The 21,347-nt window shown below is 60.3% G+C and carries 24 protein-coding genes; 16 read left to right on the top strand and 8 right to left on the bottom strand.

The window, feature by feature from the left end; translation table 11 throughout:
* The first annotated feature begins 24 nt into the window (after positions 1-24).
* Positions 25-777 (top strand): CHAD domain-containing protein, encoded by a 753-nt coding sequence (locus BLR16_RS17140; protein WP_044308253.1) that lies wholly within the window; start codon positions 25-27, stop codon positions 775-777.
* A gap of 119 nt (positions 778-896) precedes the next feature.
* Positions 897-1,694 carry an acyl-CoA thioesterase gene (locus BLR16_RS17135; protein ID WP_074808557.1) on the top strand — a complete coding sequence of 266 codons (798 nt, stop codon included), beginning with the start codon at positions 897-899 and terminating at the stop codon, positions 1,692-1,694.
* Between the two features lie 12 nt (positions 1,695-1,706).
* Here the strand turns inward: BLR16_RS17135 and BLR16_RS17130 are convergent, their stop codons facing one another.
* The 3 genes from BLR16_RS17130 to BLR16_RS17120 all read right to left on the bottom strand — a co-directional run bounded on the left by BLR16_RS17130 (position 1,707) and on the right by BLR16_RS17120 (position 4,456).
* Positions 1,707-1,949 (bottom strand): hypothetical protein, encoded by a 243-nt coding sequence (locus tag BLR16_RS17130; protein WP_003366791.1) that lies wholly within the window; start codon positions 1,947-1,949, stop codon positions 1,707-1,709.
* Positions 1,950-2,056: 107 nt separating this feature from the next.
* Complete coding sequence (locus BLR16_RS17125; RefSeq protein WP_074808554.1) at positions 2,057-3,532, bottom strand: methyl-accepting chemotaxis protein; 1,476 nt, start codon at positions 3,530-3,532, stop codon at positions 2,057-2,059.
* Between the two features lie 84 nt (positions 3,533-3,616).
* On the bottom strand, positions 3,617-4,456 hold the full coding sequence (locus tag BLR16_RS17120; protein ID WP_074808551.1) for a TatD family hydrolase: 840 nt from the start codon (positions 4,454-4,456) through the stop codon (positions 3,617-3,619).
* 180 nt (positions 4,457-4,636) lie between these two features.
* Here BLR16_RS17120 and BLR16_RS17115 point away from each other — a divergent pair, with 180 nt between their 5' ends.
* The 5 genes from BLR16_RS17115 to greB all read left to right on the top strand — a co-directional run bounded on the left by BLR16_RS17115 (position 4,637) and on the right by greB (position 8,113).
* Complete coding sequence (locus tag BLR16_RS17115; protein ID WP_054081881.1) at positions 4,637-6,058, top strand: MltF family protein; 1,422 nt, start codon at positions 4,637-4,639, stop codon at positions 6,056-6,058.
* Positions 6,059-6,170: 112 nt separating this feature from the next.
* Positions 6,171-6,605 (top strand): DoxX family protein, encoded by a 435-nt coding sequence (locus BLR16_RS17110; RefSeq protein WP_003366798.1) that lies wholly within the window; start codon positions 6,171-6,173, stop codon positions 6,603-6,605.
* 244 nt (positions 6,606-6,849) lie between these two features.
* Positions 6,850-7,158, top strand: coding sequence for a hypothetical protein (locus BLR16_RS17105; protein ID WP_003366800.1), 309 nt, complete (start codon positions 6,850-6,852; stop codon positions 7,156-7,158).
* A gap of 104 nt (positions 7,159-7,262) precedes the next feature.
* Entirely contained in the window at positions 7,263-7,592 is a 330-nt protein-coding gene (locus BLR16_RS17100; protein ID WP_003316621.1) for a hypothetical protein, read from the top strand.
* A gap of 47 nt (positions 7,593-7,639) precedes the next feature.
* Positions 7,640-8,113: a transcription elongation factor GreB gene (gene greB, locus BLR16_RS17095; RefSeq protein WP_003316622.1), complete on the top strand. Its 474-nt coding sequence runs from the start codon at positions 7,640-7,642 to the stop codon at positions 8,111-8,113.
* 238 nt (positions 8,114-8,351) lie between these two features.
* Here the strand turns inward: greB and BLR16_RS17090 are convergent, their stop codons facing one another.
* Both BLR16_RS17090 and BLR16_RS17085 read right to left on the bottom strand, forming a co-directional pair.
* Positions 8,352-10,868, bottom strand: a complete 2,517-nt coding sequence (locus BLR16_RS17090) for an ABC transporter permease (RefSeq protein ID WP_074808548.1) — start codon at positions 10,866-10,868, stop codon at positions 8,352-8,354.
* A complete protein-coding gene (locus BLR16_RS17085) occupies positions 10,868-11,551 on the bottom strand; it encodes an ABC transporter ATP-binding protein (protein WP_003366807.1) in 684 nt (227 codons plus the stop codon). The genes BLR16_RS17090 and BLR16_RS17085 overlap by 1 nt, the downstream gene beginning before the upstream one ends.
* Positions 11,552-11,561: 10 nt before the next feature.
* On the opposite strand from BLR16_RS17085, the gene BLR16_RS17080 reads away from it, so the two are divergent.
* The 3 genes from BLR16_RS17080 (at position 11,562) to BLR16_RS17070 (ending at position 13,583) form a co-directional block, all read left to right on the top strand.
* Positions 11,562-12,167 (top strand): arylesterase, encoded by a 606-nt coding sequence (locus BLR16_RS17080; protein ID WP_003366808.1) that lies wholly within the window; start codon positions 11,562-11,564, stop codon positions 12,165-12,167.
* Positions 12,168-12,223: 56 nt separating this feature from the next.
* Positions 12,224-12,505 carry a hypothetical protein gene (locus BLR16_RS17075; protein WP_003315714.1) on the top strand — a complete coding sequence of 94 codons (282 nt, stop codon included), beginning with the start codon at positions 12,224-12,226 and terminating at the stop codon, positions 12,503-12,505.
* Positions 12,506-12,617: 112 nt separating this feature from the next.
* Positions 12,618-13,583 carry a L,D-transpeptidase family protein gene (locus BLR16_RS17070; RefSeq protein ID WP_003433060.1) on the top strand — a complete coding sequence of 322 codons (966 nt, stop codon included), beginning with the start codon at positions 12,618-12,620 and terminating at the stop codon, positions 13,581-13,583.
* A 185-nt stretch (positions 13,584-13,768) separates the two neighbouring features.
* On the opposite strand, the gene oprI is transcribed toward BLR16_RS17070, so the two are convergent.
* The gene (gene oprI, locus BLR16_RS17065; protein ID WP_002553018.1) at positions 13,769-14,020 is read right to left on the bottom strand and encodes an outer membrane lipoprotei OprI; all 252 of its coding nucleotides are present in this window, start codon (positions 14,018-14,020) and stop codon (positions 13,769-13,771) included.
* A 461-nt stretch (positions 14,021-14,481) separates the two neighbouring features.
* Here oprI and BLR16_RS17060 point away from each other — a divergent pair, with 461 nt between their 5' ends.
* On the top strand, positions 14,482-14,769 hold the full coding sequence (locus tag BLR16_RS17060; protein ID WP_003315710.1) for a GNAT family N-acetyltransferase: 288 nt from the start codon (positions 14,482-14,484) through the stop codon (positions 14,767-14,769).
* An 88-nt stretch (positions 14,770-14,857) separates the two neighbouring features.
* Here BLR16_RS17060 and BLR16_RS17055 read toward each other — a convergent pair whose 3' ends face one another.
* Complete coding sequence (locus tag BLR16_RS17055) at positions 14,858-15,934, bottom strand: 3-deoxy-7-phosphoheptulonate synthase (RefSeq protein WP_003366814.1); 1,077 nt, start codon at positions 15,932-15,934, stop codon at positions 14,858-14,860.
* A gap of 233 nt (positions 15,935-16,167) precedes the next feature.
* Between BLR16_RS17055 and BLR16_RS17050 the strand changes: the two genes are divergently transcribed.
* The 4 genes from BLR16_RS17050 to cysB all read left to right on the top strand — a co-directional run bounded on the left by BLR16_RS17050 (position 16,168) and on the right by cysB (position 19,759).
* Positions 16,168-17,139 carry a putative 2-dehydropantoate 2-reductase gene (locus BLR16_RS17050; protein WP_074808547.1) on the top strand — a complete coding sequence of 324 codons (972 nt, stop codon included), beginning with the start codon at positions 16,168-16,170 and terminating at the stop codon, positions 17,137-17,139.
* A gap of 3 nt (positions 17,140-17,142) precedes the next feature.
* Positions 17,143-18,063, top strand: coding sequence for a 5'-nucleotidase (locus BLR16_RS17045; RefSeq protein WP_003347087.1), 921 nt, complete (start codon positions 17,143-17,145; stop codon positions 18,061-18,063).
* A gap of 76 nt (positions 18,064-18,139) precedes the next feature.
* Positions 18,140-18,634 (top strand): universal stress protein, encoded by a 495-nt coding sequence (locus tag BLR16_RS17040; protein WP_044308264.1) that lies wholly within the window; start codon positions 18,140-18,142, stop codon positions 18,632-18,634.
* Positions 18,635-18,784: 150 nt separating this feature from the next.
* On the top strand, positions 18,785-19,759 hold the full coding sequence (gene cysB / locus BLR16_RS17035) for an HTH-type transcriptional regulator CysB (RefSeq protein ID WP_003315705.1): 975 nt from the start codon (positions 18,785-18,787) through the stop codon (positions 19,757-19,759).
* Between the two features lie 78 nt (positions 19,760-19,837).
* Here the strand turns inward: cysB and BLR16_RS17030 are convergent, their stop codons facing one another.
* The gene (locus BLR16_RS17030; protein ID WP_003366821.1) at positions 19,838-20,572 is read right to left on the bottom strand and encodes a phosphoadenylyl-sulfate reductase; all 735 of its coding nucleotides are present in this window, start codon (positions 20,570-20,572) and stop codon (positions 19,838-19,840) included.
* 139 nt (positions 20,573-20,711) lie between these two features.
* Here BLR16_RS17030 and thrH point away from each other — a divergent pair, with 139 nt between their 5' ends.
* Positions 20,712-21,329: a bifunctional phosphoserine phosphatase/homoserine phosphotransferase ThrH gene (gene thrH / locus BLR16_RS17025; protein ID WP_003366824.1), complete on the top strand. Its 618-nt coding sequence runs from the start codon at positions 20,712-20,714 to the stop codon at positions 21,327-21,329.
* Positions 21,330-21,347 lie beyond the last annotated feature (18 nt).

Below are 21,347 nucleotides of genomic sequence, written 5' to 3'. Positions count from 1 at the left end.
TCGAAGGGGAATTGCATGTCTTCAATGGTGGATCATCTGGTCGCCGAAGTGCTGGCGCTGGATGTCAAATTACTCGCGTGTCAGGCACGCCTTGCCGTTTCGACTGACAGCGAAGCGCTGCACGATTTACGTACCACGGTGCGCCGTCTGCGCAGCGTATTGCGGCCCCTGCGGGAAAACCCGAGTGCGGCAGAGCTGGAAGAGGCGGCCAAGGCGGTCGGCCAATTGACCACGCCGCTGCGTGACATGCAGGTGCTCGCCGGGTTTCTTGAAGAGCAGGGTTTGAACGAGGCCGCGTTCACACGCAACCGCTACCTGGAAACCGCCTGCCCCAAGGTCGCCAGCTCGTCCGAGCTGACCCGTCTGCTCAAGCTGATTGACCGGTTCCCGGAAATGCTGCGTCTGCAACAACGCCAGGGCATGTTGCGGGGGCTGCGCAAGACCATTGAAAAACGCATGGACAAGCAATGGCACAAGCTGCGTGTGGCCATCGCTGAACCGGGACACGATCGGCATGACCTGCGTTTGCTGATCAAGCGCGTGCGCTACGCTGCCGAAGCCTATCCGCAACTCAGTCATCAGCGGAAAAACATGCAAGCCCGGCTCAAATCCGCACAAGGCGAACTGGGCGACTGGCATGATCATCTGCAATGGCTGGCGCAGGCTGCGGAACAACCTGATCTGGCCCCCTGCGTGCCGGGCTGGCAAATCGGCATAGTACGTGCCGAACGCAAGGCCGAAGCGTCGCTCAAACGCCTGGCCAAGGCCTGTTTCTGATCCGGTAATTTATCGTGAGGCATGTCATTCAGGCCGCAAAAATGGCCATTATGCGGCCTGTCGATAACTAAGAGGATGGTTATCATCCATCCACTTGTGTGTTGACGTGTGGAGTGAACATGACCTTTTCTGAACTGATCGATGCGCTGCGTCGTGATCCTCGCGCTGTCACGATCCCTGCCGAATGGTCGCAGGGGCGTGCCTGCTTTGGCGGGCTGATGGCTGCGCTGACCTACGAAGCGATGCGTGCACAGGTGCCGGAAGGGCGGCCGGTTCGTTCGCTGGCGATCACCTTTGTTGGGCCGGCGGCGCCCGGGGTGCCGATTGCTTTCGAGGTCGACATCCTGCGCCATGGCAAGGCAGTCAGTCAGGTGCTGGGGCGCGCAGTGCAGAATGGTCAGGTAATGACCCTGATACAAGGCAGCTTCGGTGCCCCTCGAGAATCAATGATCACCTTTGCCGCAGAGGCCGCGCCGGTCCTCAAACCGGTCGAACAATGCCCGGAGCTACCGTTCGCCAGCGGCGTGATGCCTGATTACCTGCGTTTCATGGACATCCGCTGGGCGTTGGGCGGCATGCCTTTCAGTAACACCCAATCGCCGGCGATAGGCGGCTACGTGCGCTTTCGCGATGAGCCGCACGCCACGCCCATGAGCGAAGCGCATATTCTGGCCCTGGTGGACACCTGGCCGCCTGCGGTGTTGCCGCACCTGGACAAGCCGGCACCCGGCAGTTCACTGACCTGGACCATTGAGTTCGTCCAGCCCCAGCCGTCGCTGGATACCCTGCAGTGGTGCAGCTATCGCGCAGTCATCGAGCATGCCCGCGATGGCTATGGTCACACCGCCGCGGCATTGTGGAGCTCCGACGGCGAGCTGATCGCGATCAGTCGCCAGACGGTCACCGTGTTTGGCTGACCGGCAACCGGATCAAGGTTTGCGAGCGGCCCGAGCGGCGTCCTGGCGCTGAAAACCCAGCGCCGCCACTAGGCCGATCACGCCGATGGCAACCGATGAAAGGCTTTCGGAAAACAGACCGTTGAGGATCAGCAGGGCCGCCAGAATGAACAGCGGTACGGCGATCAGGTACAGGGCCAGACTGGTCGAGTGCTCCTGACTGTCGTTGCTGTCACGCCATTGATTCAACTGCAGATCGGAAAGTGGCTTGTTCATGATGCGGTCCTCTTCAGGTAACGCGTAAAGCGTCGTTCAATGCCTGAAGGATAGGCCCGCGCGCCGATGGCTGACGAGTCAAGCCTGTCTATCGTGGCGATAGCCTGTTACAGCTTGAGCTGGCCAATGGCGGCATTCAGTTCGCCTGCCAGCGTGGCCAGTTCGTCACTGGTGCTGGCCGAGTCAACCGTCTGGATCACCGTGCGTTCGGTGACATCGCGGATACTCACCACCGCACGGTTCATCTCCTCGGCGACCTGACTTTGTTGCTGAGCCGCGACGGCGATCTGCGTGTTGCTTTCGCGCATCTGCGCCACGGCACCGGCAATCGCCGCCAGTGCATCGCCGGCTTCCCGCGCCTGCTGCACGCATTCGTCGGCCTTGTACGAGCTTTCCTGCATGAAATCCACCGCATCGCGGGTGCCGCTTTGCAGGGTCGAGACCATCGTGGTGATTTCATCGGTGGAGGTTTGCACCCGCTTGGCCAGATTGCGTACCTCGTCGGCGACCACGGCAAAACCCCGACCCATTTCCCCGGCGCGTGCGGCTTCGATGGCTGCGTTGAGGGCGAGCAGGTTGGTCTGCTCGGCGATGCTGTGGATCACGTTGACCACACCGTTGATCTTCTGGCTGTCTTCGGCCATGCGCTGGATCATTTCCGCCGTCTGCTGCACGCCGCTGGACAGCCCTGCGATGGACACCTGCACGCGGTCGACCACCACTTTGCCACTGCCCGCCAGCGCGTCGGCGGTCTGCGACTGATCACGGGTAGCCGTGGCGTGCTGGGCAATGTGATGAACCGTAGCGGTCATCTCGTTGATGGCCGTGGCCACCTGGTCGGTTTCGCTTTGCTGGCCGAGCATGCCCTGGCGCACTTCCTTCATGCCCGCCGCCAGGTGCGCGGCACCCTGATCGAGACGGCCAGCGGTTTGTGAAACGGTATTGACCACTCGCTGATAGCCGGCCTGCATGGCATTAAAGGCCTTGGCCATCTGTCCGACCTCATCGTCACTGCGATTGGGAACACGGGCCGCCAGGTCGCCGCTTTTTTCCACATGCAGCATCACATCCTTGAGCGCGTTGAGCTGGCTGAGTAGAAAGCGGATCAGCAGTTGCGAAGCGCAGAGCATCAATAACATCAGCACGAAAACCGCAATCGCGTAGTGCGTGAAGCGATCCAGCAGGATTTGCATGAAGGTCGGGGTGAATGCCAGTAGCGCAATCCGTTGCTCGGCGCCCCGGGTGATGATCTGTGCACCGCTCAGCCATCGATCGCCAGCGGGCTTGTCCAGCGTCACCCAGTCGCGGGCGTCAGCCAATTCCGGCAGCGCAAGGTTATCGACGACCGGTGTCTGACCCTGGCGGTAAGTCAGCAGTGTATCGTTGGAGGGCAGCGCTGCGTCGACGGGCCATGCGGCCAGCAGGCGCGCCTGCGCTTGTGCTGCCTGACGCGACGCATCCGTGCGCGCGTGTTGTTCAGTTTGCATGGCGTACAGCACCAGCAACAGGGTGGTGACGAAAGCGACCGCGTTGACGGCCCAGAACTTATATTTCAGTGACAGGTTGCCAAGCCATGAGCCCATGAGTGGTCTTCTTCGGTGATCGGTTGAGATAGCAGCAAGATGCCATTACTGTGCCTCAGCCAACGAAGAGACTCTTGATGCGGGTCAAGAAAGCTGCAGATTTTCATCCTCCGGGTTTGTTTTCAGCACTGGCAAGGCAAAAAACTGCCGTGCGCAATCTGTGCTGTGGCGTGCGAGGTCTTCCTGCGTTTCGCCCCGGTGCAAGGCGACTTCGCGCAAGACTTCCTGCAGGTAAGCCGGCTCGTTGCGACCGTTTTTCGGCTTGGGACGCAGGCTGCGTGGCAGCAGGTAGGGTGCGTCGCTTTCCAGCATCAATCGGCCGCGAGGGATGTTGCCCACCAGCGCGTGCAGGTGGGTGCCGCGTCGTTCGTCGCAGATCCAGCCGGTGATGCCGATATGCAGATCAAGGTCCAGGTAACTGAACAGCGCGGCGCGCTCACCGGTGAAACAATGCACGACTGCCGCGGGCAGGCGGTCGCGGTAGTCGCGCAGAATTTCCAGCAGCCGCTGGTTGGCGTCGCGTTCGTGGAGGAACACCGGTAATTGCAGTTCCACGGCCATGGCCAGATGCGCTTCGAGGACCTTTTCCTGCTGAGGGCGAGGCGAGAAATCGCGATTGTAATCCAGGCCGCATTCACCCACGGCGCGAACGCGATTTTCCTTGAGCAGGGCATGCAACTGTTTCTCGGTGTCGCCGGTCCAATCGCTCGCCGAATGCGGGTGAATACCCGCCGTGCAGAACAGGCGTTGCGCGCTCTCATCCAGCTCGTGACACAACTGCAGGGCCTGTTCGCTGCCCTCGACACTGGTGCCGGTCACCACCAGTTGCTGGACGCCTGCGGCATAGGCGCGGTCGAGTACCGCCTGTCGCTGCGAGGCGAAGCTTGCGTTGGTCAGATTGACGCCGATGTCGATGAGTTGCATGGTGCTACCTCCAGCTGAAGGCTGTCGAGCATACCAGAGCTCTGGCCACAACAAGAAAACGCTGGGTATTCAAGCGATTGAACCTGAGGGTTCAACGATTTCCTTCGCTGTTCGATGCTGCTGCGTGACCTCAAGATTTCCTTTTTCCTGATTTTTTCCGGCATTGCCCTGGGGAAGTGAATGATCCGATCCGCGCTTGTGTCTTTGATGTGCCTGTTACCGCTGCTGCCCCTGCAGGTTTCTGCTCGTCAGACCGGTCCCGAGGTGGTGCAGCACACTGTGCAGGTGCGCGATTTGCCGGCGATTCGCAGCAGCAAGGTGCTGCGCGTGCTGGTCAATCAGAGCCGTAACAGCTCCGGTGACGTCAAGGGCCAGGAAATCGGCATCGAATACCATCGCCTGCAAGCCTTTGAGCAGTACCTCAACAGCCATGCCCGAGCGGGGCAGAGGGTCACGATCAAGGTCGTCCCCAAGGCCAAGAACCAGTTGCTCACCGCCTTGCAGCGCGGAGAAGGCGACATGATCGCACCGGGGGAACTGCTCGATGTCAGCGACGCCAAGGGTATTCAGGCCAGCGCACCGATCGTGCATGACGTGCCTCTGGTGCTGGTCGGCGTTAGTGGTCAGCGCAGTGTGCGCCGTGTGGAGCAATTGTCCGGAAAGACCCTGAGCCTGCCCACCGGCAGTGCGGCCGACGAAGCCCTGCATCAGGTCAATCGACAACTGGAGCTGCGCAAGCTGCCCCTGGCAAAAATCGAATGGGTCGACCCCAGTCTGGCCGTCGAGGATGTGCTGGAAATGGTCCAGGCCGGGATTTACCCGATGACGCTGGTCGAGCAGCCGATCGCCGAGCGCTGGGCGAAGATCATGCCCAAACTGCGCATCGACCGCGGCCTTACCTTGCAGACCCACGGGGATATCAGCTGGTTCGTGCGTGACAATGCCACCCAGCTGCGGGCCAGTGTCGATGATTTCCTCAAAGGCTATAAGCCCTCGGCCCAGCAGGATCAGGTGTTGGCCAAGGCGTACAAGAACACCTACAAGGTCAACAACCCGCTGGTGCGCAACAACCTGCAGCGCCTGGAACAACTGCGTCCGATGCTGCAGCGCCATGCCGATGCGCAGGGCATGGACTGGCTGGACCTGGCTGCCCTCGCGTTCAAGGAATCCAGACTCGACCCGACTGCCAAGGGCAGCGGCGGCGCGACAGGTCTGTTGCAGATCACTCCGTCGGCGGCAAAAAGCGTTGGCGTACCGAGTATCCAGAGCGCTGACGACAATATCCGTGCCGGCTCGCGCTATATGGCGCTGATCCAGCGCAAGTATTTCTCCAGTAACCGCGTCAACGAACGCGAGCGCATGGCATTCGTGATGGCCGCCTATAACCTGGGGCCCGAGCGCGTGCAGGGCATGCGCGAGGAAGCGCGGCGTCGCGGGCTGAACCCGAATCAGTGGTTCTTCCAGACCGAACGTGTGGCAATGGAGCAGGGCGGTGCCAATGTCGTTGCGTTCGTGAACAGCGTGAACAAGTACTACCTGGCTTTCGACCGCGAGCGTGACTCGCTGGAAAAGAGCGGCACGAAACCTGCGGTAAAACGCTAAAGATCGATTTATTCGATTTGTATGCGCCGTTATTTGCGGTTTTTACATGAGTGAATTTGATTATCATGGCGCCACTCGTTGTTAATTACTCACCACTCACGGAACGTCGCCCATGAACACATTGATCAAGTCGGTCCTCACCACTCGCGCCGGTTACGGCCTGACTGTCCTGCGCGTCATCGTCGGTATCGCGTTCATCGCGCACGGCAGCCAGAAATTGTTCGGCGCCTTCGGCGGTTATGGCCTGGAAGGCACTGCGCAGTACATGGAAAGCCTGGGCTTGACGCCGGGTTACCTGATGGCGCTGATGTCAGGCAGCGCCGAATTCTTTGGCGGTCTGGGTCTGTTGTTGGGGCTGCTGGCTCGTCCGGCTGCGGTCGTGGTGATCCTGCTGTTGCTGGTGGCGATCTTCACCGTTCACATCCACAACGGTTTCTTCATGGCCAAAAACGGCTACGAGTACGCGCTGGCACTGCTCGGCGGTGCCGTGGCGGTACTCATCGAAGGTGCAGGCAAGTTGTCGCTGGACCGTATCATCGCCCGATAACCGGCTACGCTTGCTCTGCAAGGCCCGCTCTTGTGGCGGGCCTTGCGCGTTTGCAGGCACCCGCCATGAATGGCAATTGACAATGAATGGGACGTTTCTCTAGGATGCGTGCTCAAGCGCCGATTTAACAACTACTTGCGGGGCGCCTGGCAAGGCTGAGGCCTTGTCGAAATACCGCTAAAACGTTGGTTCGGTGTTGCCTCTCACCGCTGCCCAGCGGATCTTGCGAGGCAGAGAAACAACCATGAACAACCTGCGCCCCCTCATTCGTCTTTCCCCGATCAGCACGGTCTTGTCACGCAAGAACCCGAAAATCCTTCTCAGCGGCTCCCATCAGCCCACGCTGTTGCGCTATCTCGACGGCTGGCCCCGTCGGCGTGGCGGTTCCTGTGCGTTTCTGATTCAGTTCGTCGAGACCCACCAGTCGCTGAGCCATTTTGCCGACGATCAATTCGACCTCGCCGTGGTGCAATCGCCGCAGGCAGATGATGTCGGGCAGGTGATTAGTGACCTGACCCGCATTGCCCGGCAGGGCTTGATTACGCTGGGTTGAATGGCCTGAGTCAGCCAATTGGCATAGAAGGCATATTGCTGGCCCCCGACGTGTGAACGGACAGGCAAAATCGCCGCCTTATCAAAGGATTAGGTGGTTTTCGCATGCGTTTGGTCTATTGTGCTCTGGCGTGCCTGACGCTTTCCGGGCTGGCTTTCTCCGTACAGGCCAGAAACGCGACGGAAAACGAGCGTTATCTGTGTCGTTGGGGCTCGGCCATTGCGGGCGGTGCGCAGGCCTCCAAGTTGTCAGGCGTTACCCGCTATGGGGCGCGGCAGAAGCTGCAGGCGCGCAAGTTTGCCAAACAATGGATGCGGCCCATGGCATTGCGCATCACGGAACAGACCTACGACAGCGAGTCGCGGCTGAAGCCTGATGCGGTGACCAAGGTCTATTACGACGGCTGCATCCAGCACGAGGTGGCGCGACGTTGAGTCTTTGTCGCCTGTCGAACTGATTTTCGCAGGGCCGGAGAAACCGCTTGAGTACAAAGATCATCACCCGTGACGGGCATGAAGCCCTGAAGAAAGAGCTCGACTACCTGTGGCGAGAGCACCGGCCTGACATTACGCAAAAGGTCGCCTGGGCGGCATCGCTCGGGGATCGCAGCGAAAACGCCGATTACCAGTACAACAAGAAGCTGCTGCGCGAGATCGACCGACGCGTGCGCTACCTGCGCAAGCGCCTCGAAGACATGCGTGTCGTGCAGTATTCGCCGGAGCAGGAAGGGCGGGTGTTCTTCGGTGCCTGGGTCGAGATCGAAAACGAAGCGGGCGATCTCAAGAAATTCCGCATTGTCGGCTATGACGAAATCTATGGGCGCAACGACTACATCTCCATCGACTCGCCCATGGCGCGCGCCTTGCTGAAGAAGGAAGTCGGCGACGAGGTGCTGGTCAATACGCCCGAAGGCGAGAAGCTGTGGTTCGTGAACTCGATTGATTACGAGAAGTGAGGCCGGACGCAGAGCGCCCGGACCTCCATTCTCATGCGCTCATCGCTATACACAACTCCTGATGAGCCCGGAGAGTGGGGCTAAAACCGTAGCGTCAGGCAGGGTGCAGATCTCTGTGCGAGTGACCGGGGCGGCGATCCGCATTGCTCACGAAGACGTTGGTCCAAACGCCCTATTTCCGAAGGCTGTACCGGCCTCTTCGCGAGCAAGCTCGCTCCCACTGGATTGGTGAGTAGCCTCAACCCTCGCGTAGCACGGTCAGCGGACTGACGTTCAATGCGCGGCGGGTGCCGAATACACCGGCACCGCCGACCAGCAGGGCACCGATCACCGGGAGCAGCAATAGCCACGGATGCGGTTGCCATTCCAGCGAAAAGGCGTAGCGGTACAGTACAAAGCTCACCAGCTCACAACCGAGTGCCGCCAATACACCGCTCGCGGCGCCCAGCAAACCGAATTCGATGCGTCGCGACTTGATCAGCAGTGCTCGCTCTGCGCCCAGTGCCCGCAGCAGTGCGCCTTGCCGAATGCGTTCATCCAGCGTGGCCTGCAATCCGGAAAACAGCACGGCGATACCCGCGGCCAGCACGAACAGCAGGACGAACTGCACGGCCAGGGTGACCTGATCGAGGATGCTGCGTACCTGTGCCAGCAAAGCCTCTACACCCAGAATGCTGATGGACGGGTAGGCGCGCGACAGCTCGACGATCTGCTTGTCCTGGCCGGGTGGCAGGTAGAAACTGGTCAGGTAGGTGGTCGGCAGGTCGGCGAGGGTGCCGGGCTGGAAAATCATGAAGAAGTTGGGCAGGAAGGTATCCCAGTTCACATTCCTGAGGCTGGTCACCACGGCTTCGCGGGTCAGTCCGCCGACAATGAAGCTCAGGCGGTCGCCCAGCTTGATTTTCAGGCTGTCGGCCAGTTTGGCCTCGATCGAGACACCGGGCGTTGCATCACGTTGCCCGGAGTCAGGCAACGCCTTCCACCAGCTGCCGGCAGTCAGGGTATTGCCCTCGGGAAGCTCGGCGGCCCAGGTCAGGCTCAGGTCGCGACGCGTGGCATTTTCACCGCGCGAATCCTTGGTCACGAAGTTACTGACCGGTTCACCATTGATGCTGGTCAGGCGTCCTGGCACCACCGGGTAAAGGGGCGCAGCGTGAGTGGACAGCTTGCTCAGGGTCTGGGCGAAGTTTTCTTTATCGGCTGGCAGTACGTTGAGCACGAAATAGTTCGGTGCATCCTTGGGCAGCTGATTTTGCCAGGTGTCGAGCAGCTCACCGCGCAGCAGGGCGATCAAGCCCATCGACAACAGGATCAGGCCGAAAGCCAGTGATTGTCCGGCAGCGGCCAGCGGGTAACGCAGCAGTTGCCCCAAGCCCAGTCGCCAGGGCAGCGAGGCGCCGGACAGCAGACGGCGCAGGCTGTTGAGCGCCAGTAACAGCAGACTGCCGAGCAGCAGCGCGGCGACGATACCGCCACCCAGCAGGGCGAAGGTCAGCACCAGATCCAGGCTCAGACGCCACATGATCAGGCCCAGCGCAAGCAGCGCCGCGCCATACACGAGCCAGGAGCTGGCGGGGATCGGCAGCATGTCGCGGCGCAGAACACGCAGCGGCGGCACGCGACCCAGTGCAGCCAGCGGCGGCAGGGCGAAACCGGCCAGTGCTACCAGCCCGGTGCCCATGCCGGCCAGCGCAGGCAGCACGCCGCCTGGCGGAACGGTTGCCGGAAGCAGATTTTGCAGCAGCGCGAACAGCCCGAGTTGTGCAAGCCAACCCAGCAAGGCACCACTCAGGCTGGCCAGCAAGCCGATGATCGCCAGTTGCAGGCTGAACAGGGTCATCGCCTCACCGCGCGACAGCCCCAGGCAGCGTAGCAGGGCGCTGGCATCAAAGCGTCGTGCAGCGAATCGGGATGCCGACAGCGCCACGGCAACGCCCGCCAGTAAGACGGCAACCAGACTGGCCATATTCAAATAACGTTCGGCCTTGCCCAGTGCGCCGCCAATCTGCTGGCTGCCATCGCGGGCGTCCTTGATTTCCTGATGCGGCTCAAGACCCGGCTCGATGGCTTTGCGATAGGCCGCCAGTGCTTCCGGCGGGCCGCTCCACATCTCCCGATAGGTGACCCGGCTGCCCGGTTGCACCACGCCAGTGGCGGCAAGGTCCTGCAGGTTGATCATCACGCGCGGGGTCAGGCTGTAGAAGTTGCCTGCCCGGTCTGGCTCATAAGTCAGTATGCGGGTCAGTTTCAAGGTTTTGGAGCCGACGTCGAGGTCGTCTCCCACCTTCAGGTCGACCGCAGGAAGCAGGCGTGCCTCGACCCAGGCTTCACCCGGTTGCGGGCCGCTGCCAGCCTGTTCCGGCTGGTACAGGTCTGCGGCGCTTTTCAGTTCGCCGCGCAATGGGTAAGCGTCGTCCACCGCCTTGATGCTCGACAGCTGGATGCCCGCGTCGGTCGCGATCACGCTGGAAAAGACCACGATCTGCGCATGCTTGAGTTGCAGGCGTTTGCCTTCTTCGACCTGCTCGGCACGCGCCGGGCTCGAGCCTTCAAGGATCAGATCTGCGCCCAGGAACTCGGTCGCCCGCAGCAACATCGCGCCGTTCAGACGGGCGCCGAAATAACCGATGGCGGTGCTCGCCGCCACAGCGACCAGAAGGGCAAAGAACAATACCCGCAACTCTCCGGCGCGGGCATCGCGCATCAGTTGGCGGACAGCGAGGCTCAGCAGGCGGGCAAAAGGCAAACGTGCCATCAAGGCTCCAGCGGGGCGACCAGTCGGCCCCCTTCAAGACGGATCAGTCGACGGCAGCGATGCGCCAGACGCTCATCGTGAGTGACCAGCACCAGCGTGGTGTTGCGCTCCTTGTTCAGTTCGAAGAGCAGGTCGCTGATACGTTCGCCGGTGTGGCTGTCGAGGTTGCCGGTGGGTTCGTCGGCGAACAGCACGTCGGGGTCGGCAGCGAAGGCGCGGGCAATGGCGACCCGTTGCTGTTCACCACCGGACAACTGACGCGGGGTATGGGTCAGGCGCTGGCCAAGGCCCACCCGTTGCAGCAGATCGCGGGCTTTTTCGCGGGCGTCTTTGCGGCCTTCGAGCTCCATCGGCAGCATGACGTTTTCCAGCGCGTTCAGGCTGTCGAGCAACTGGAACGACTGAAACACGAACCCGACGTGCTCGGCCCGCACTCTGGCGCGCTGGTCTTCATCCAGCTCGCTGAGATTGCGGCCTGAAAGGATGACCGAACCGGCGCTCGGCAGGTCCAGTCCGGCGAGCAAACCGAGCAGGGTGGATTTGCCCGAACCGGAGGCGCCGACGATGGCCAGCGTGTCGCCCTTGTTTAGTTCCAGGGAGAGTTCGTGCAGGATGGTCAGGTCACCTTCGGTGCTGGGGACTACTTTGCTGAGGCTTTGGGCACTGAGAATACTTTCACTCATGGAGAATCCGATGCGTGCGTTGTTTTTAAGTGCTGGCCTGGGGTTACTGCTGCTGTCACAGGGCGCGTTGGCGGGCACGGTATTGATCGTTGGGGATAGTATCAGTGCGGCTTTCGGGCTGGATACCCGCGTGGGGTGGGTCAGCCTGCTGGAACAGCGTCTGGGCAAGGAGGGATTCGACGACAAGGTGGTCAATGCCTCGATCAGTGGCGACACCAGTGCAGGCGGCCAGGCGCGTTTGCCTGCGCTGCTTGCAGAGCATAAGCCGGAGCTGGTTATTCTGGAGTTGGGGGGCAACGATGGCCTGCGCGGTCAGCAGCCTGCTCAATTGCAACAAAACCTTTCATCGATGATCGACCGCTCGCAAGCGGCGGGTGCCAAAGTGCTGTTGTTGGGCATGCGTATCCCGCCCAACTACGGGCCACGCTACACCAAGGCCTTTGAAGAGGTTTACAGCAACCTGGCCAAGGAGAAAAAGGTCCCCTTCGTGCCATTCTTTCTCGAAGGTGTAGGCGGGGTGCCTGAACTGATGCAGGCCGATGGTCTGCATCCGGCCGCCGCTGCTCAGGGCAAGTTGCTGGAAAATGTCTGGCCGAGCCTGAAACCGCTGCTTTGAGGCTTTCCCGGGCGGGGGCTTTCGGCTAATGTGGCGCCCCCGATCTGGAGCCCCCCATGCCGCGTCCCGCCTGGTCCCTGTATGCCTATCAAATGCTTGAACCCGATGAGCAGCTGGATCTGTTCGCCTGTCAGGAAGTGCGCGTCCATTTGATCGCTCGCCAATTGGAGCTGGGCGGCTCGATCGACCGTACATTATGTGGCACGTTGTTGCCGGCCCAGCCGCAAATGCGCGCCGTCGAACTGCAGGCCATGCGCGATGAGCGTCTGTGTCCCCTGTGCAAGGCCATCATGGATGCGCAGCGCAGAGGGATGAATCCGATCTGGCCTGAACTCTAGCTGTCATGACTGCCCGAAGGGCAACCGCAGATATCCCCGATCCGGCAAGGGCCGGTGTACACTTCAGTTCTTGTTTCCATCTCTTTAGTCGTTACCCGAAGGATCTTCCCGGATGTTGTCGCGCATTCCAGCCGTTACCCGCTGTCTGTCGCTTGCTGCTCTGTGCGCGGCGAGCTCTGTCCATGCACTGGAGTTTCCGTTGCCGCCGCCCGGCGAAGACATCGTGGGGCAGGTGCAGGTCATCAAGGCCAAATACGAAGACACCTTCGCCGACCTTGGCACCCAATATGATCTGGGCTACCTGGAAATGATCGCCGCCAACCCTGGTGTCGATCCCTGGCTGCCGGGTGCAGGCAAGGACATCGTGCTGCCGACCCGTTTCATTCTGCCGCCGGGGCCGCGCGAAGGGATTGTCATCAACCTTGCCGAATACCGCATGTATTACTACCCCAAGGGTCAGAATGTCGTGCACACCTATCCGCTGGGTGTCGGTCGTGAAGGCTGGGGGTCGCCGATCGGCGTGACCAAGGTGACGGCCAAGACGCCGAACCCGACCTGGACGCCGCCAGCCTCGATCAAGGCCGAGCATGCGGCCGATGGTGATCCGCTGCCAGACGTGGTGCCGGCCGGTCCGGACAACCCGCTGGGGCCGTTCAAATTCGGCCTCGGGCTTTCCGGCTACCTGATCCACGGCTCGAACAAGAAGTTCGGCATCGGCATGCGCACCAGTCATGGTTGTTTCCGCATGTATAACAATAACGTGCTGGAACTGGCCGACATGGCCCCGGTCGGTACGACGGTGCGCATCATCAGCGAGCCTTACAAGTTCGGGATCAGCGGCGGCAAGGTTTACCTGGAAGCGCACACGCCGGTTGATGACCTGGGCAACCCGTCGGTGGTCGACAAGCACACTGCGGTGATCAATGCGCTGCTCAAGCGTGACGACCTGGCCAATAACCTGCGCATGAACTGGGACGTGGTGCGTGATGTAGTCGCGGCCGAAGACGGCATACCGGTGGAGATCGCAGAACCGGGCAAAGCGCCTGCGAGTGCTGAAGAACCGGTGATTTTTCAGTAAATCGTCGCCGGCAGTTGCTCTCGTGCCAATGCTCAGCGTTGGCATGATAGTCAAAAGAAAAGTCATCGGGTCTTAGCCCTGTCCCTGGAGTCATTCAGGCTTCTGCAGGCAATCACTCAGCCAGACAACAGGCAAAAAAAAGCCGACCCGTTGCCGGGTCGGCTTTCAATAACCCCGGGGGATTATTACTTGCGGCTGGCTTTGTCCAACATGCGCAGCGCGCGCTCGTTGGCTTCGTCAGCAGTTTGCTGAGCTTTTTGAGCAGCAGCCAGAGCTTCGTCAGCCTTGCGGTAGGCTTCGTCGGCACGTGCTTGCGAACGAGCTGCTGCGTCTTCGGTAGCTGTCAGACGAGCTTCGGTTTCTTTGGATACGCTGCTGCAACCGGTAGCCAGAACTGCGGCCAGAGCCAGAGCAGAGAATTTCAGAACGTTGTTCATCGTGTTCACCTTCAAGGAATTTTTTTTCAAATTAGTCATCTCTCGAAAATGAGAAAACGACCGGCGTACATAGTACCCATTGTTTGTAGTAAGTAAACGGACCCGGCGCAAGAAGCTGCTAAAATTCCTCGCTTTGAAAGCGTTCCGCGTTACTTCTCAAGCGTTCTGTACAAAAACTATCCACTTTAACGGGACCCATGCCGTGCTGAAGCGTTCCCGACAGTTCTCATCAGCCCTGGCCTGATCGACTGTCGGTCGGCACGCGAACATTTAAAGGTGTTTTTACATCGACCGCGCTTGAGCATAGTCGCTAATGGCGCCTACTATCTCAATGTGATGTCCGTCGAGATCGGCAGTGCTCTACCGGTGTCGAAAACAGACACTGGGTGGCGTAGATGTTCCTTCGCCTGAAAAAGACCGGTAAGGTAGGGGTCAAATTCCAAGACCCGCGAGGAGTAGCGATGAGCGAGGCGTTGTCCATCCACCATGACGAAGTCGGCCACCATTTCGAAATCATTATCGACGGCCACCGTGCTTATCTGACCTACATGGATCTCGGCAAGCAGACCCTGGATTTCTATCGGACCTTTGTGCCGGACGCCTTGCGAGGTCGCGGAATTGCCGCGGCGCTGACCAAGGAGGCGCTCGATTATGCCGACAGCATGGGCTATTCCGTCATACCGTCCTGCTCTTATGTAGAGCGTTATATGGAGTTGCATGATCTGCAGTCGCAGGCGGCCAAACTCTGAGGACCTGTCACTACCGACAGCAAGCATAAAAAAAACGCCGAGCATTTGCTCGGCGTTTTCGTTTATTGCGGTGCAGTCGGTCAGGCAATCACTTGCGCTTGCGAGCTGGCAGCACATCCCTGAGTTTCGCATGCATGCTGCGCAGGGTCTTTTCGGTGCTTTCCCAATCGATGCAGGCATCGGTAATGGACACGCCGTACTGCAATTCCGACAGGTCCTTGGGAATCGCCTGGCATCCCCAGTTCAAATGGCTCTCGACCATCAGGCCAATGATCGATTCGTTGCCTTCCAGGATCTGGTTGGCGACGTTTTCCATCACCAGCGGTTGCAGGGCCGGGTCCTTGTTGGAGTTGGCATGGCTGCAGTCGACCATGATGTTCGGACGAATGCCGGACTTGTTCAGGGCCTGTTCGCAGAGCGCGACGCTGACCGAGTCATAGTTGGGCTTGCCGTTGCCGCCGCGCAGCACCACATGACCGTAGGCATTGCCTTTGGTGGTCACGATCGACACGCCGCCTTCCTGGTTGATACCCAGGAAACGATGCGGGCTCGACACCGATTGCAAGGCGTTGATGGCAACGGTCAGGCCGCCGTCGGTCCCGTTCTTGAAGCCGACTGCCGAGGACAGGCCCGAAGCCATCTCACGGTGAGTCTGGGATTCTGTGGTGCGCGCGCCGATGGCCGACCAGCTGATCAGGTCCTGCAGATACTGCGGAGAGATCGGGTCCAGGGCTTCGGTGGCGGTGGGCAGCCCCATTTCGGCCAGATCCAGCAGTAGCTGGCGACCGATGTGCAGGCCGTCCTGGATCTTGAACGAGTCATCCAGGTACGGGTCGTTGATCAGACCTTTCCAGCCTACCGTGGTGCGTGGCTTCTCGAAGTAGACGCGCATCACCAGATACAGCGTGTCGGATACTTCCGCCGCCAGCGCCTTGAGACGCTCGGCGTACTCCTTGGCTGCCTTCAGGTCGTGGATCGAGCACGGGCCGATCACAATGAACAGGCGGTGATCATGGCCATCGAGAATGTTGCGAATCACTTCGCGACCCTGGCTGACGGTCTGCAGGGCAGCATCGGTCAGGGGGATGTCGCGCTTGAGCTGATCCGGAGTGATCAGAGTCTCGTTGGAGGCAACGTTGAGGTCGTCAATCGGTAAATCAGCCATCGTGTTACTCATCAGGTCGCGGGTACTGGCCGCCAACGGTCCCCCGTGCGGCGGTGCCCAGCAGGTTTGAGCGCAGCGGGGAGCCGAACCTTAGCGCGTTATCGCGTTGTTCGACAATAAGTAAACGAGGTATCGGCCAGGTCTTTGGCCGAGATGCGCTGCCTTATTGCAAGACAATCCGCTGCGACGGATAGTGTACGGCCGCAAATAGCGAGACAGTCAAGGGAGAGGTCATGAGTGTTGATTCTCGTCGTCCGCGCGTCGGCATCATAGGTACGGGTGCCATCGGTGGCTTTTACGGACTGATGCTGGCGCGTGCCGGATACGATGTGCATTTTCTGCTGCGCAGCGAGTTTGACACGGTGGCGCGCGAAGGTTTGCAGGTCAAAAGCGCCGTGCATGGCGAATTGTCCCTCAAGCCCGTTCAGGCGTATCGCTCGGCGGCTGAAATGCCGCCTTGTGACTGGCTGCTGGTCGGCACCAAGAGCACCGGCAATGCCGCGCTCGGTCCGATCATTCGCCAGGCGGCTGCGCCGAACGCCAGCGTGCTGCTGTTGCAGAACGGTCTGGCTGTCGAAGACCAACTGCGTAATGTCCTGCCCGACAGCCTGCATATGCTCGGCGGGCTGTGTTTCGTCTGCGTCAACCGGGTTGCGCCCGGCGTCGTTGCCCATGAAGCTTTCGGCGCGGTCAGCATTGGCTATCACAGCGGCCCGGCAGCCGATGAGGCGAGCCGCATGGCGGTCGTCGAAGCCTGTGCGGCTCTGTTCAACACGGCCGGCATCGACGCCCCGGTCATGGCCAATCTGCAGCAGGCCCGCTGGCAGAAGCTGGTCTGGAATGTGCCCTACAACGGGCTGTCGGCCTTGTTGCAGACCAGTACCGGGCGATTGATGGCCGATCCGGACAGCCAGGCCTTGATCCGGGCGCTGATGGACGAGGTCGTGCAGGGCGCCGAGGCCTGTGGGCATACCTTGCCGCCGGGTTTCGCGCAGCATCTGTTTACAGTGACCGAAAGCATGCCGGATTACAGGCCCAGCATGTACCACGACCTGGCCGAAAGACGCCCACTGGAGCTGGACGCCATTTATGCCCGGCCCCTTGCAGCGGCGCTTGCCGCCGGGTTTGACATGCCTCGCGTGCGGGCGCTTTATCAGGCACTGGCGTTCATCGATCGGGGCAACCACCCGGCAAGCAAGGAGTGATTCATGACAGAAGCTGAAGACCACAAGCTGGTACTGGCGATTTCATCGCGCGCGCTGTTCGATCTGCGCGACAGTCATGAGGTGTACATGGCCGATGGGGTCGAGGCCTACCGCAAGTATCAGATCGAGCATGAGGATGAAATTCTCGCGCAGGGCGATGCGTTCCCGCTGGTCGAAAAACTCCTGAGCCTCAATGCCAGTCTGCAAAAGGCGCGCGTCGAAGTGGTGCTGGTGTCACGCAACAGTGCCGATACCGGCCTGCGGGTCTTCAACTCGATTCAGCATTATGGCCTCGACATCAGCCGGGCCGCCTTTGCCGGCGGACGCAGTCCTTACCCGTATCTCGCAGCGTTTGGCTGCCACCTGTTTCTCTCCACGCATGCCGAGGATGTGCGCAGCGCCCTGGATGCGGGGTTTGCGGCCGCGACCATCCTTTCGGGTGGCGCACGGCGTGCAGCCAGCGCTGAGCTGCGGATTGCCTTCGATGGCGACGCCGTGTTGTTTTCCGACGAATCAGAGCGGGTGTACCAGAGCGGCGGGCTGGCGGCCTTTCAGGCCAGCGAGCGTGAGTGGGCTCGCGAGCCGTTGCGCGGCGGTCCCTTCAAGCCATTTCTCGCCGCACTCAATCAACTGCAGCGCGAGTTTCCCGACGCGAGCTGCCCGATTCGCACCGCGCTGGTCACGGCTCGCTCGGCACCTGCCCATGAGCGCGTGATCCGCACCTTGCGCGAATGGGACATTCGTCTGGACGAGTCGCTGTTTCTCGGTGGCTTGCAAAAGTCGGCCTTTCTTGAAGCGTTCGCCGCCGATGTGTTTTTCGACGATCAGCCCGGCCATTGCGAGAAGGCGCGCGATGTGGTGGCGACGGGGCACGTTCCGCACGGCATCAGCAACGAAATAGTGCCACTTGCCGACGGGGGCTGAGAAGTCCGCCGTCGCAGCCGAGGATGCGCTGCTACGCTGAGTCAATCTCCGCCATTCCGGTTGTATGGGAGGTTGTATGGTCCGTTCGATGCTGTATGCCGCAGACCTCGGTCTGTACGCGCCTTATGTAACGCAGCACGCGCTGGCGCTGGCTCGAACGTTCAACGCCGAGCTGTACGTTATCCATGTCGTCGAGCCTTTGGGCCTGTTCGCCGAGTCGGTGCTGCAGAGTTACCTGGGCGAGGAAGCGTTGAAAGAGCTTCGCGGCAAGGGTGTGAATGCGTTTCTGAGTGGAATAGAGCAACGAATGCTCGACGGGTTTCGTGACGAACTGGGCGAAGGGCACTCGGACCTTTCCCTGATTCGTACGGTGCGTGTCGTTCAGGGCGAGCCTGCCAGCGTGATTCTCGAACAGGCGCACAGGCTGAATGTGGATTTGCTGGTGGTCGGCAGTCACAGCCGCAGGATGGAAGAGGGCACCTCTATAGGCCGCACGGCTGCCAGGGTCCTGCAGTTTTCCGACGTGCCGGTCTACATGGTTCCGATGATGTTGAAAAAGGGGCGGGGGTAGAGGGAAGGTCCAATTGGTGGTTTTAATGAAATCGAGCGTGCGATCACCTTACAAAGGTGATAAAAAGTTCTAGAATTATTCGTCTCACCATTAATCCAGTTATATACCGTCGCCGATACCCATAGGGTTTATCTGCTTTGAGGGATACATATGAAGCTCCAACAACTGCGCTACATTTGGGAAGTGGCGCACCACGACCTCAACGTTTCCGCGACGGCCCAGAGCCTTTACACCTCCCAGCCCGGTATCAGCAAGCAGATCCGCCTGCTTGAAGACGAGCTGGGCGTCGAGGTTTTCGCCCGCAGTGGCAAGCACCTGACGCGTGTGACACCGGCAGGCGAGCGCATCATCACCACAGCGGGCGAGATCCTGCGCAAGGTCGAGAGCATCAAGCAGATTGCCCAGGAGTTCTCCAACGAGAAGAAGGGCACGCTGTCGATCGCCACCACTCACACCCAGGCGCGTTATGCCTTGCCGCCGGTAATCAGCAACTTCATCAAGCAATACCCAGATGTCGCGCTGCACATGCATCAGGGCTCACCGATGCAGATCGCTGAAATGGCGGCTGACGGGACGGTTGATTTTGCCATCGCCACCGAGGCCCTCGAGCAGTTCAGCGATCTGGTGATGATGCCGTGCTATCGCTGGAACCGTTGCATTGTCGTGCCGCAGGGGCACCCGTTGACCAAGGCACCGAAGCTGACGCTGGAATTGCTCGCCGAATACCCGATCGTGACTTACGTCTTCGGCTTTACCGGCCGTTCCAAGCTGGATGAGGCGTTCAGCCATCGCGGGCTGGTGCCCAAGGTCGTGTTTACGGCGGCGGATGCCGACGTGATCAAGACCTACGTCAGGCTGAATCTGGGCGTGGGCATCGTGGCAAGAATGGCGATAGACGAGGCAGTGGACAGCGACCTGGTGGTGCTCGATGCCAGTGACCTGTTCGAGTCTAGCGTGACAAAAATCGCTTTCCGTCGCGGCACCTTCCTGCGTGGTTTCATGTGCGATTTCATCGAGAAATTCGCACCGCACCTGACCCGCGAAGTCATGGCCAAGGCGATTCAGTGCCATAACAAGCAGGAAATGGAAGAGCTGTTTGCCAACGTCGAGTTGCCGGTGCACTAGGAGCAGCGGCAAGCTGCAAGTCAGCGCCGGACGCGCGTTGACTTGTAGCTTGCAGGTCGAGGCGTGCCTCTGGCTGCGTCAGTTGCGCGCTATCAGGTTGCCCGCATGCAGCCCGCATTCCTTCTGCGTGGCTTCCTCCCACCACCAGCGACCTTCGCGCTCGTGCTGGTTCGGCAGTACCGGGCGGGTGCAGGGTTCGCAGCCGATGCTGATGAAGCCGCGCTCGTGCAGGCTGTTATAGGGCAGCTCCAGCATGCGGATGTAGCCCCAGATTTCCTCGCTGCTCATCTGTGCCAACGGGTTGAATTTGTACAGCGTGCGCTCGGGCGTCGAAAATGCGCTGTCGACTTCCACTGCAGCAACGGCACTGCGGGTGCCGGGGCTCTGATCACGGCGCTGGCCGGTTGCCCAGGCGCTGACGCCAGACAGTTTGCGACGCAGCGGCTCGATCTTGCGGATGCCGCAGCATTCGCCGTGACCATCCCGGTAAAAGCTGAACAGGCCCTTTTCCTTGACGAAAGGTTCAAGTTTGCTGTGGTCGGGCGAAACGATCTCGATTTCGATCTTGTAGTGCTCGCGGACCTGTTCGATGAAACGATAGGTTTCCGCGTGCAGGCGCCCGGTGTCCAGGCTGAAGACCTTGACGTTCTTGTTCAGCTTCCAGGCCATGTCGACCAGAACCACGTCCTCGGCACCGCTGAACGAGATCCACAGGTCGTCGCCGAAGTGTTCGAAGGCCAGCTTCAGAATGTCTTGTGCAGACTTGTTCGCATAGGTCGTCGCCAGTTCAGCGACGTCGAAAGGTTGGCTCATCAGGCGGCTTCCTAAAATGCAAGAGTGGCGCTTAAGCGCTCGTGATGGCGGCAATGGTAACAAAATCCGCTGTTCAGTGGCCGTTGCCAGCGGCTAGAGTGCTGCTTGCGTCGAGCGTGAATGGTCTGAGGAGTGTGTTGTGGAAATTGCCTGTCTGGACCTCGAAGGGGTACTGGTTCCGGAAATCTGGATCGCCTTTGCCGAAAAAACCGGTATCGAATCGCTGCGTGCCACCACGCGGGACATTCCCGATTACGACGTGCTGATGACGCAGCGCCTGCGCATTCTTGATGAGCACGGTCTGAAACTGGCGGACATTCAGGCAGTGATCGGCACCCTCAAGCCGCTGGAGGGCGCCGTGGAGTTTGTCGACTGGCTGCGTGAGCGGTTTCAGGTGGTGATTCTCTCGGACACTTTCTATGAGTTCTCTCAGCCACTGATGCGTCAACTGGGTTTTCCGACCCTGCTGTGTCATCGTCTGATCACTGACGAGACCGATCGGGTGGTCAGTTACCAGTTACGCCAGAAAGACCCCAAGCGTCAGTCGGTGCTGGCCTTCAAGAGCCTGTATTACCGGGTCATTGCTGCCGGTGATTCGTACAACGACACGACCATGCTGGGCGAGGCCGACGCAGGTATCCTGTTCCACGCTCCCAATAACGTGATCCGCGAATTCCCGCAGTTTCCGGCGGTGCACACGTTCGATGACCTGAAAAAGGAATTCATCAAGGCCTCGAATCGGGATCTGATGCTTTAGGCGGGGCGAACTCCCGGC

Origin of the sequence: Pseudomonas sp. BS3767 (assembly GCF_900099665.1) — a bacterium.
In the GTDB taxonomy this organism is placed as follows: domain Bacteria; phylum Pseudomonadota; class Gammaproteobacteria; order Pseudomonadales; family Pseudomonadaceae; genus Aquipseudomonas; species Aquipseudomonas cerasi.
Note: the sequence above shows the minus strand (reverse complement) of the source record. Positions and strands in the feature narration are given on the sequence as shown.

Coding starts and splice junctions, on each gene's coding strand:
- BLR16_RS17140 (WP_044308253.1), top strand. CDS start 25: ATGGTGGATCATCTGGTCGCCGAAGTGCTGGCGCTGGATGTCAAATTA.
- BLR16_RS17135 (WP_074808557.1), top strand. CDS start 897: ATGACCTTTTCTGAACTGATCGATGCGCTGCGTCGTGATCCTCGCGCT.
- BLR16_RS17130 (WP_003366791.1), bottom strand. CDS start 1,949: ATGAACAAGCCACTTTCCGATCTGCAGTTGAATCAATGGCGTGACAGC.
- BLR16_RS17125 (WP_074808554.1), bottom strand. CDS start 3,532: ATGGGCTCATGGCTTGGCAACCTGTCACTGAAATATAAGTTCTGGGCC.
- BLR16_RS17120 (WP_074808551.1), bottom strand. CDS start 4,456: ATGCAACTCATCGACATCGGCGTCAATCTGACCAACGCAAGCTTCGCC.
- BLR16_RS17115 (WP_054081881.1), top strand. CDS start 4,637: ATGATCCGATCCGCGCTTGTGTCTTTGATGTGCCTGTTACCGCTGCTG.
- BLR16_RS17110 (WP_003366798.1), top strand. CDS start 6,171: ATGAACACATTGATCAAGTCGGTCCTCACCACTCGCGCCGGTTACGGC.
- BLR16_RS17105 (WP_003366800.1), top strand. CDS start 6,850: ATGAACAACCTGCGCCCCCTCATTCGTCTTTCCCCGATCAGCACGGTC.
- BLR16_RS17100 (WP_003316621.1), top strand. CDS start 7,263: ATGCGTTTGGTCTATTGTGCTCTGGCGTGCCTGACGCTTTCCGGGCTG.
- BLR16_RS17090 (WP_074808548.1), bottom strand. CDS start 10,868: ATGGCACGTTTGCCTTTTGCCCGCCTGCTGAGCCTCGCTGTCCGCCAA.
- BLR16_RS17085 (WP_003366807.1), bottom strand. CDS start 11,551: ATGAGTGAAAGTATTCTCAGTGCCCAAAGCCTCAGCAAAGTAGTCCCC.
- BLR16_RS17080 (WP_003366808.1), top strand. CDS start 11,562: ATGCGTGCGTTGTTTTTAAGTGCTGGCCTGGGGTTACTGCTGCTGTCA.
- BLR16_RS17075 (WP_003315714.1), top strand. CDS start 12,224: ATGCCGCGTCCCGCCTGGTCCCTGTATGCCTATCAAATGCTTGAACCC.
- BLR16_RS17070 (WP_003433060.1), top strand. CDS start 12,618: ATGTTGTCGCGCATTCCAGCCGTTACCCGCTGTCTGTCGCTTGCTGCT.
- oprI (WP_002553018.1), bottom strand. CDS start 14,020: ATGAACAACGTTCTGAAATTCTCTGCTCTGGCTCTGGCCGCAGTTCTG.
- BLR16_RS17060 (WP_003315710.1), top strand. CDS start 14,482: ATGAGCGAGGCGTTGTCCATCCACCATGACGAAGTCGGCCACCATTTC.
- BLR16_RS17055 (WP_003366814.1), bottom strand. CDS start 15,934: ATGGCTGATTTACCGATTGACGACCTCAACGTTGCCTCCAACGAGACT.
- BLR16_RS17050 (WP_074808547.1), top strand. CDS start 16,168: ATGAGTGTTGATTCTCGTCGTCCGCGCGTCGGCATCATAGGTACGGGT.
- BLR16_RS17045 (WP_003347087.1), top strand. CDS start 17,143: ATGACAGAAGCTGAAGACCACAAGCTGGTACTGGCGATTTCATCGCGC.
- BLR16_RS17040 (WP_044308264.1), top strand. CDS start 18,140: ATGGTCCGTTCGATGCTGTATGCCGCAGACCTCGGTCTGTACGCGCCT.
- cysB (WP_003315705.1), top strand. CDS start 18,785: ATGAAGCTCCAACAACTGCGCTACATTTGGGAAGTGGCGCACCACGAC.
- BLR16_RS17030 (WP_003366821.1), bottom strand. CDS start 20,572: ATGAGCCAACCTTTCGACGTCGCTGAACTGGCGACGACCTATGCGAAC.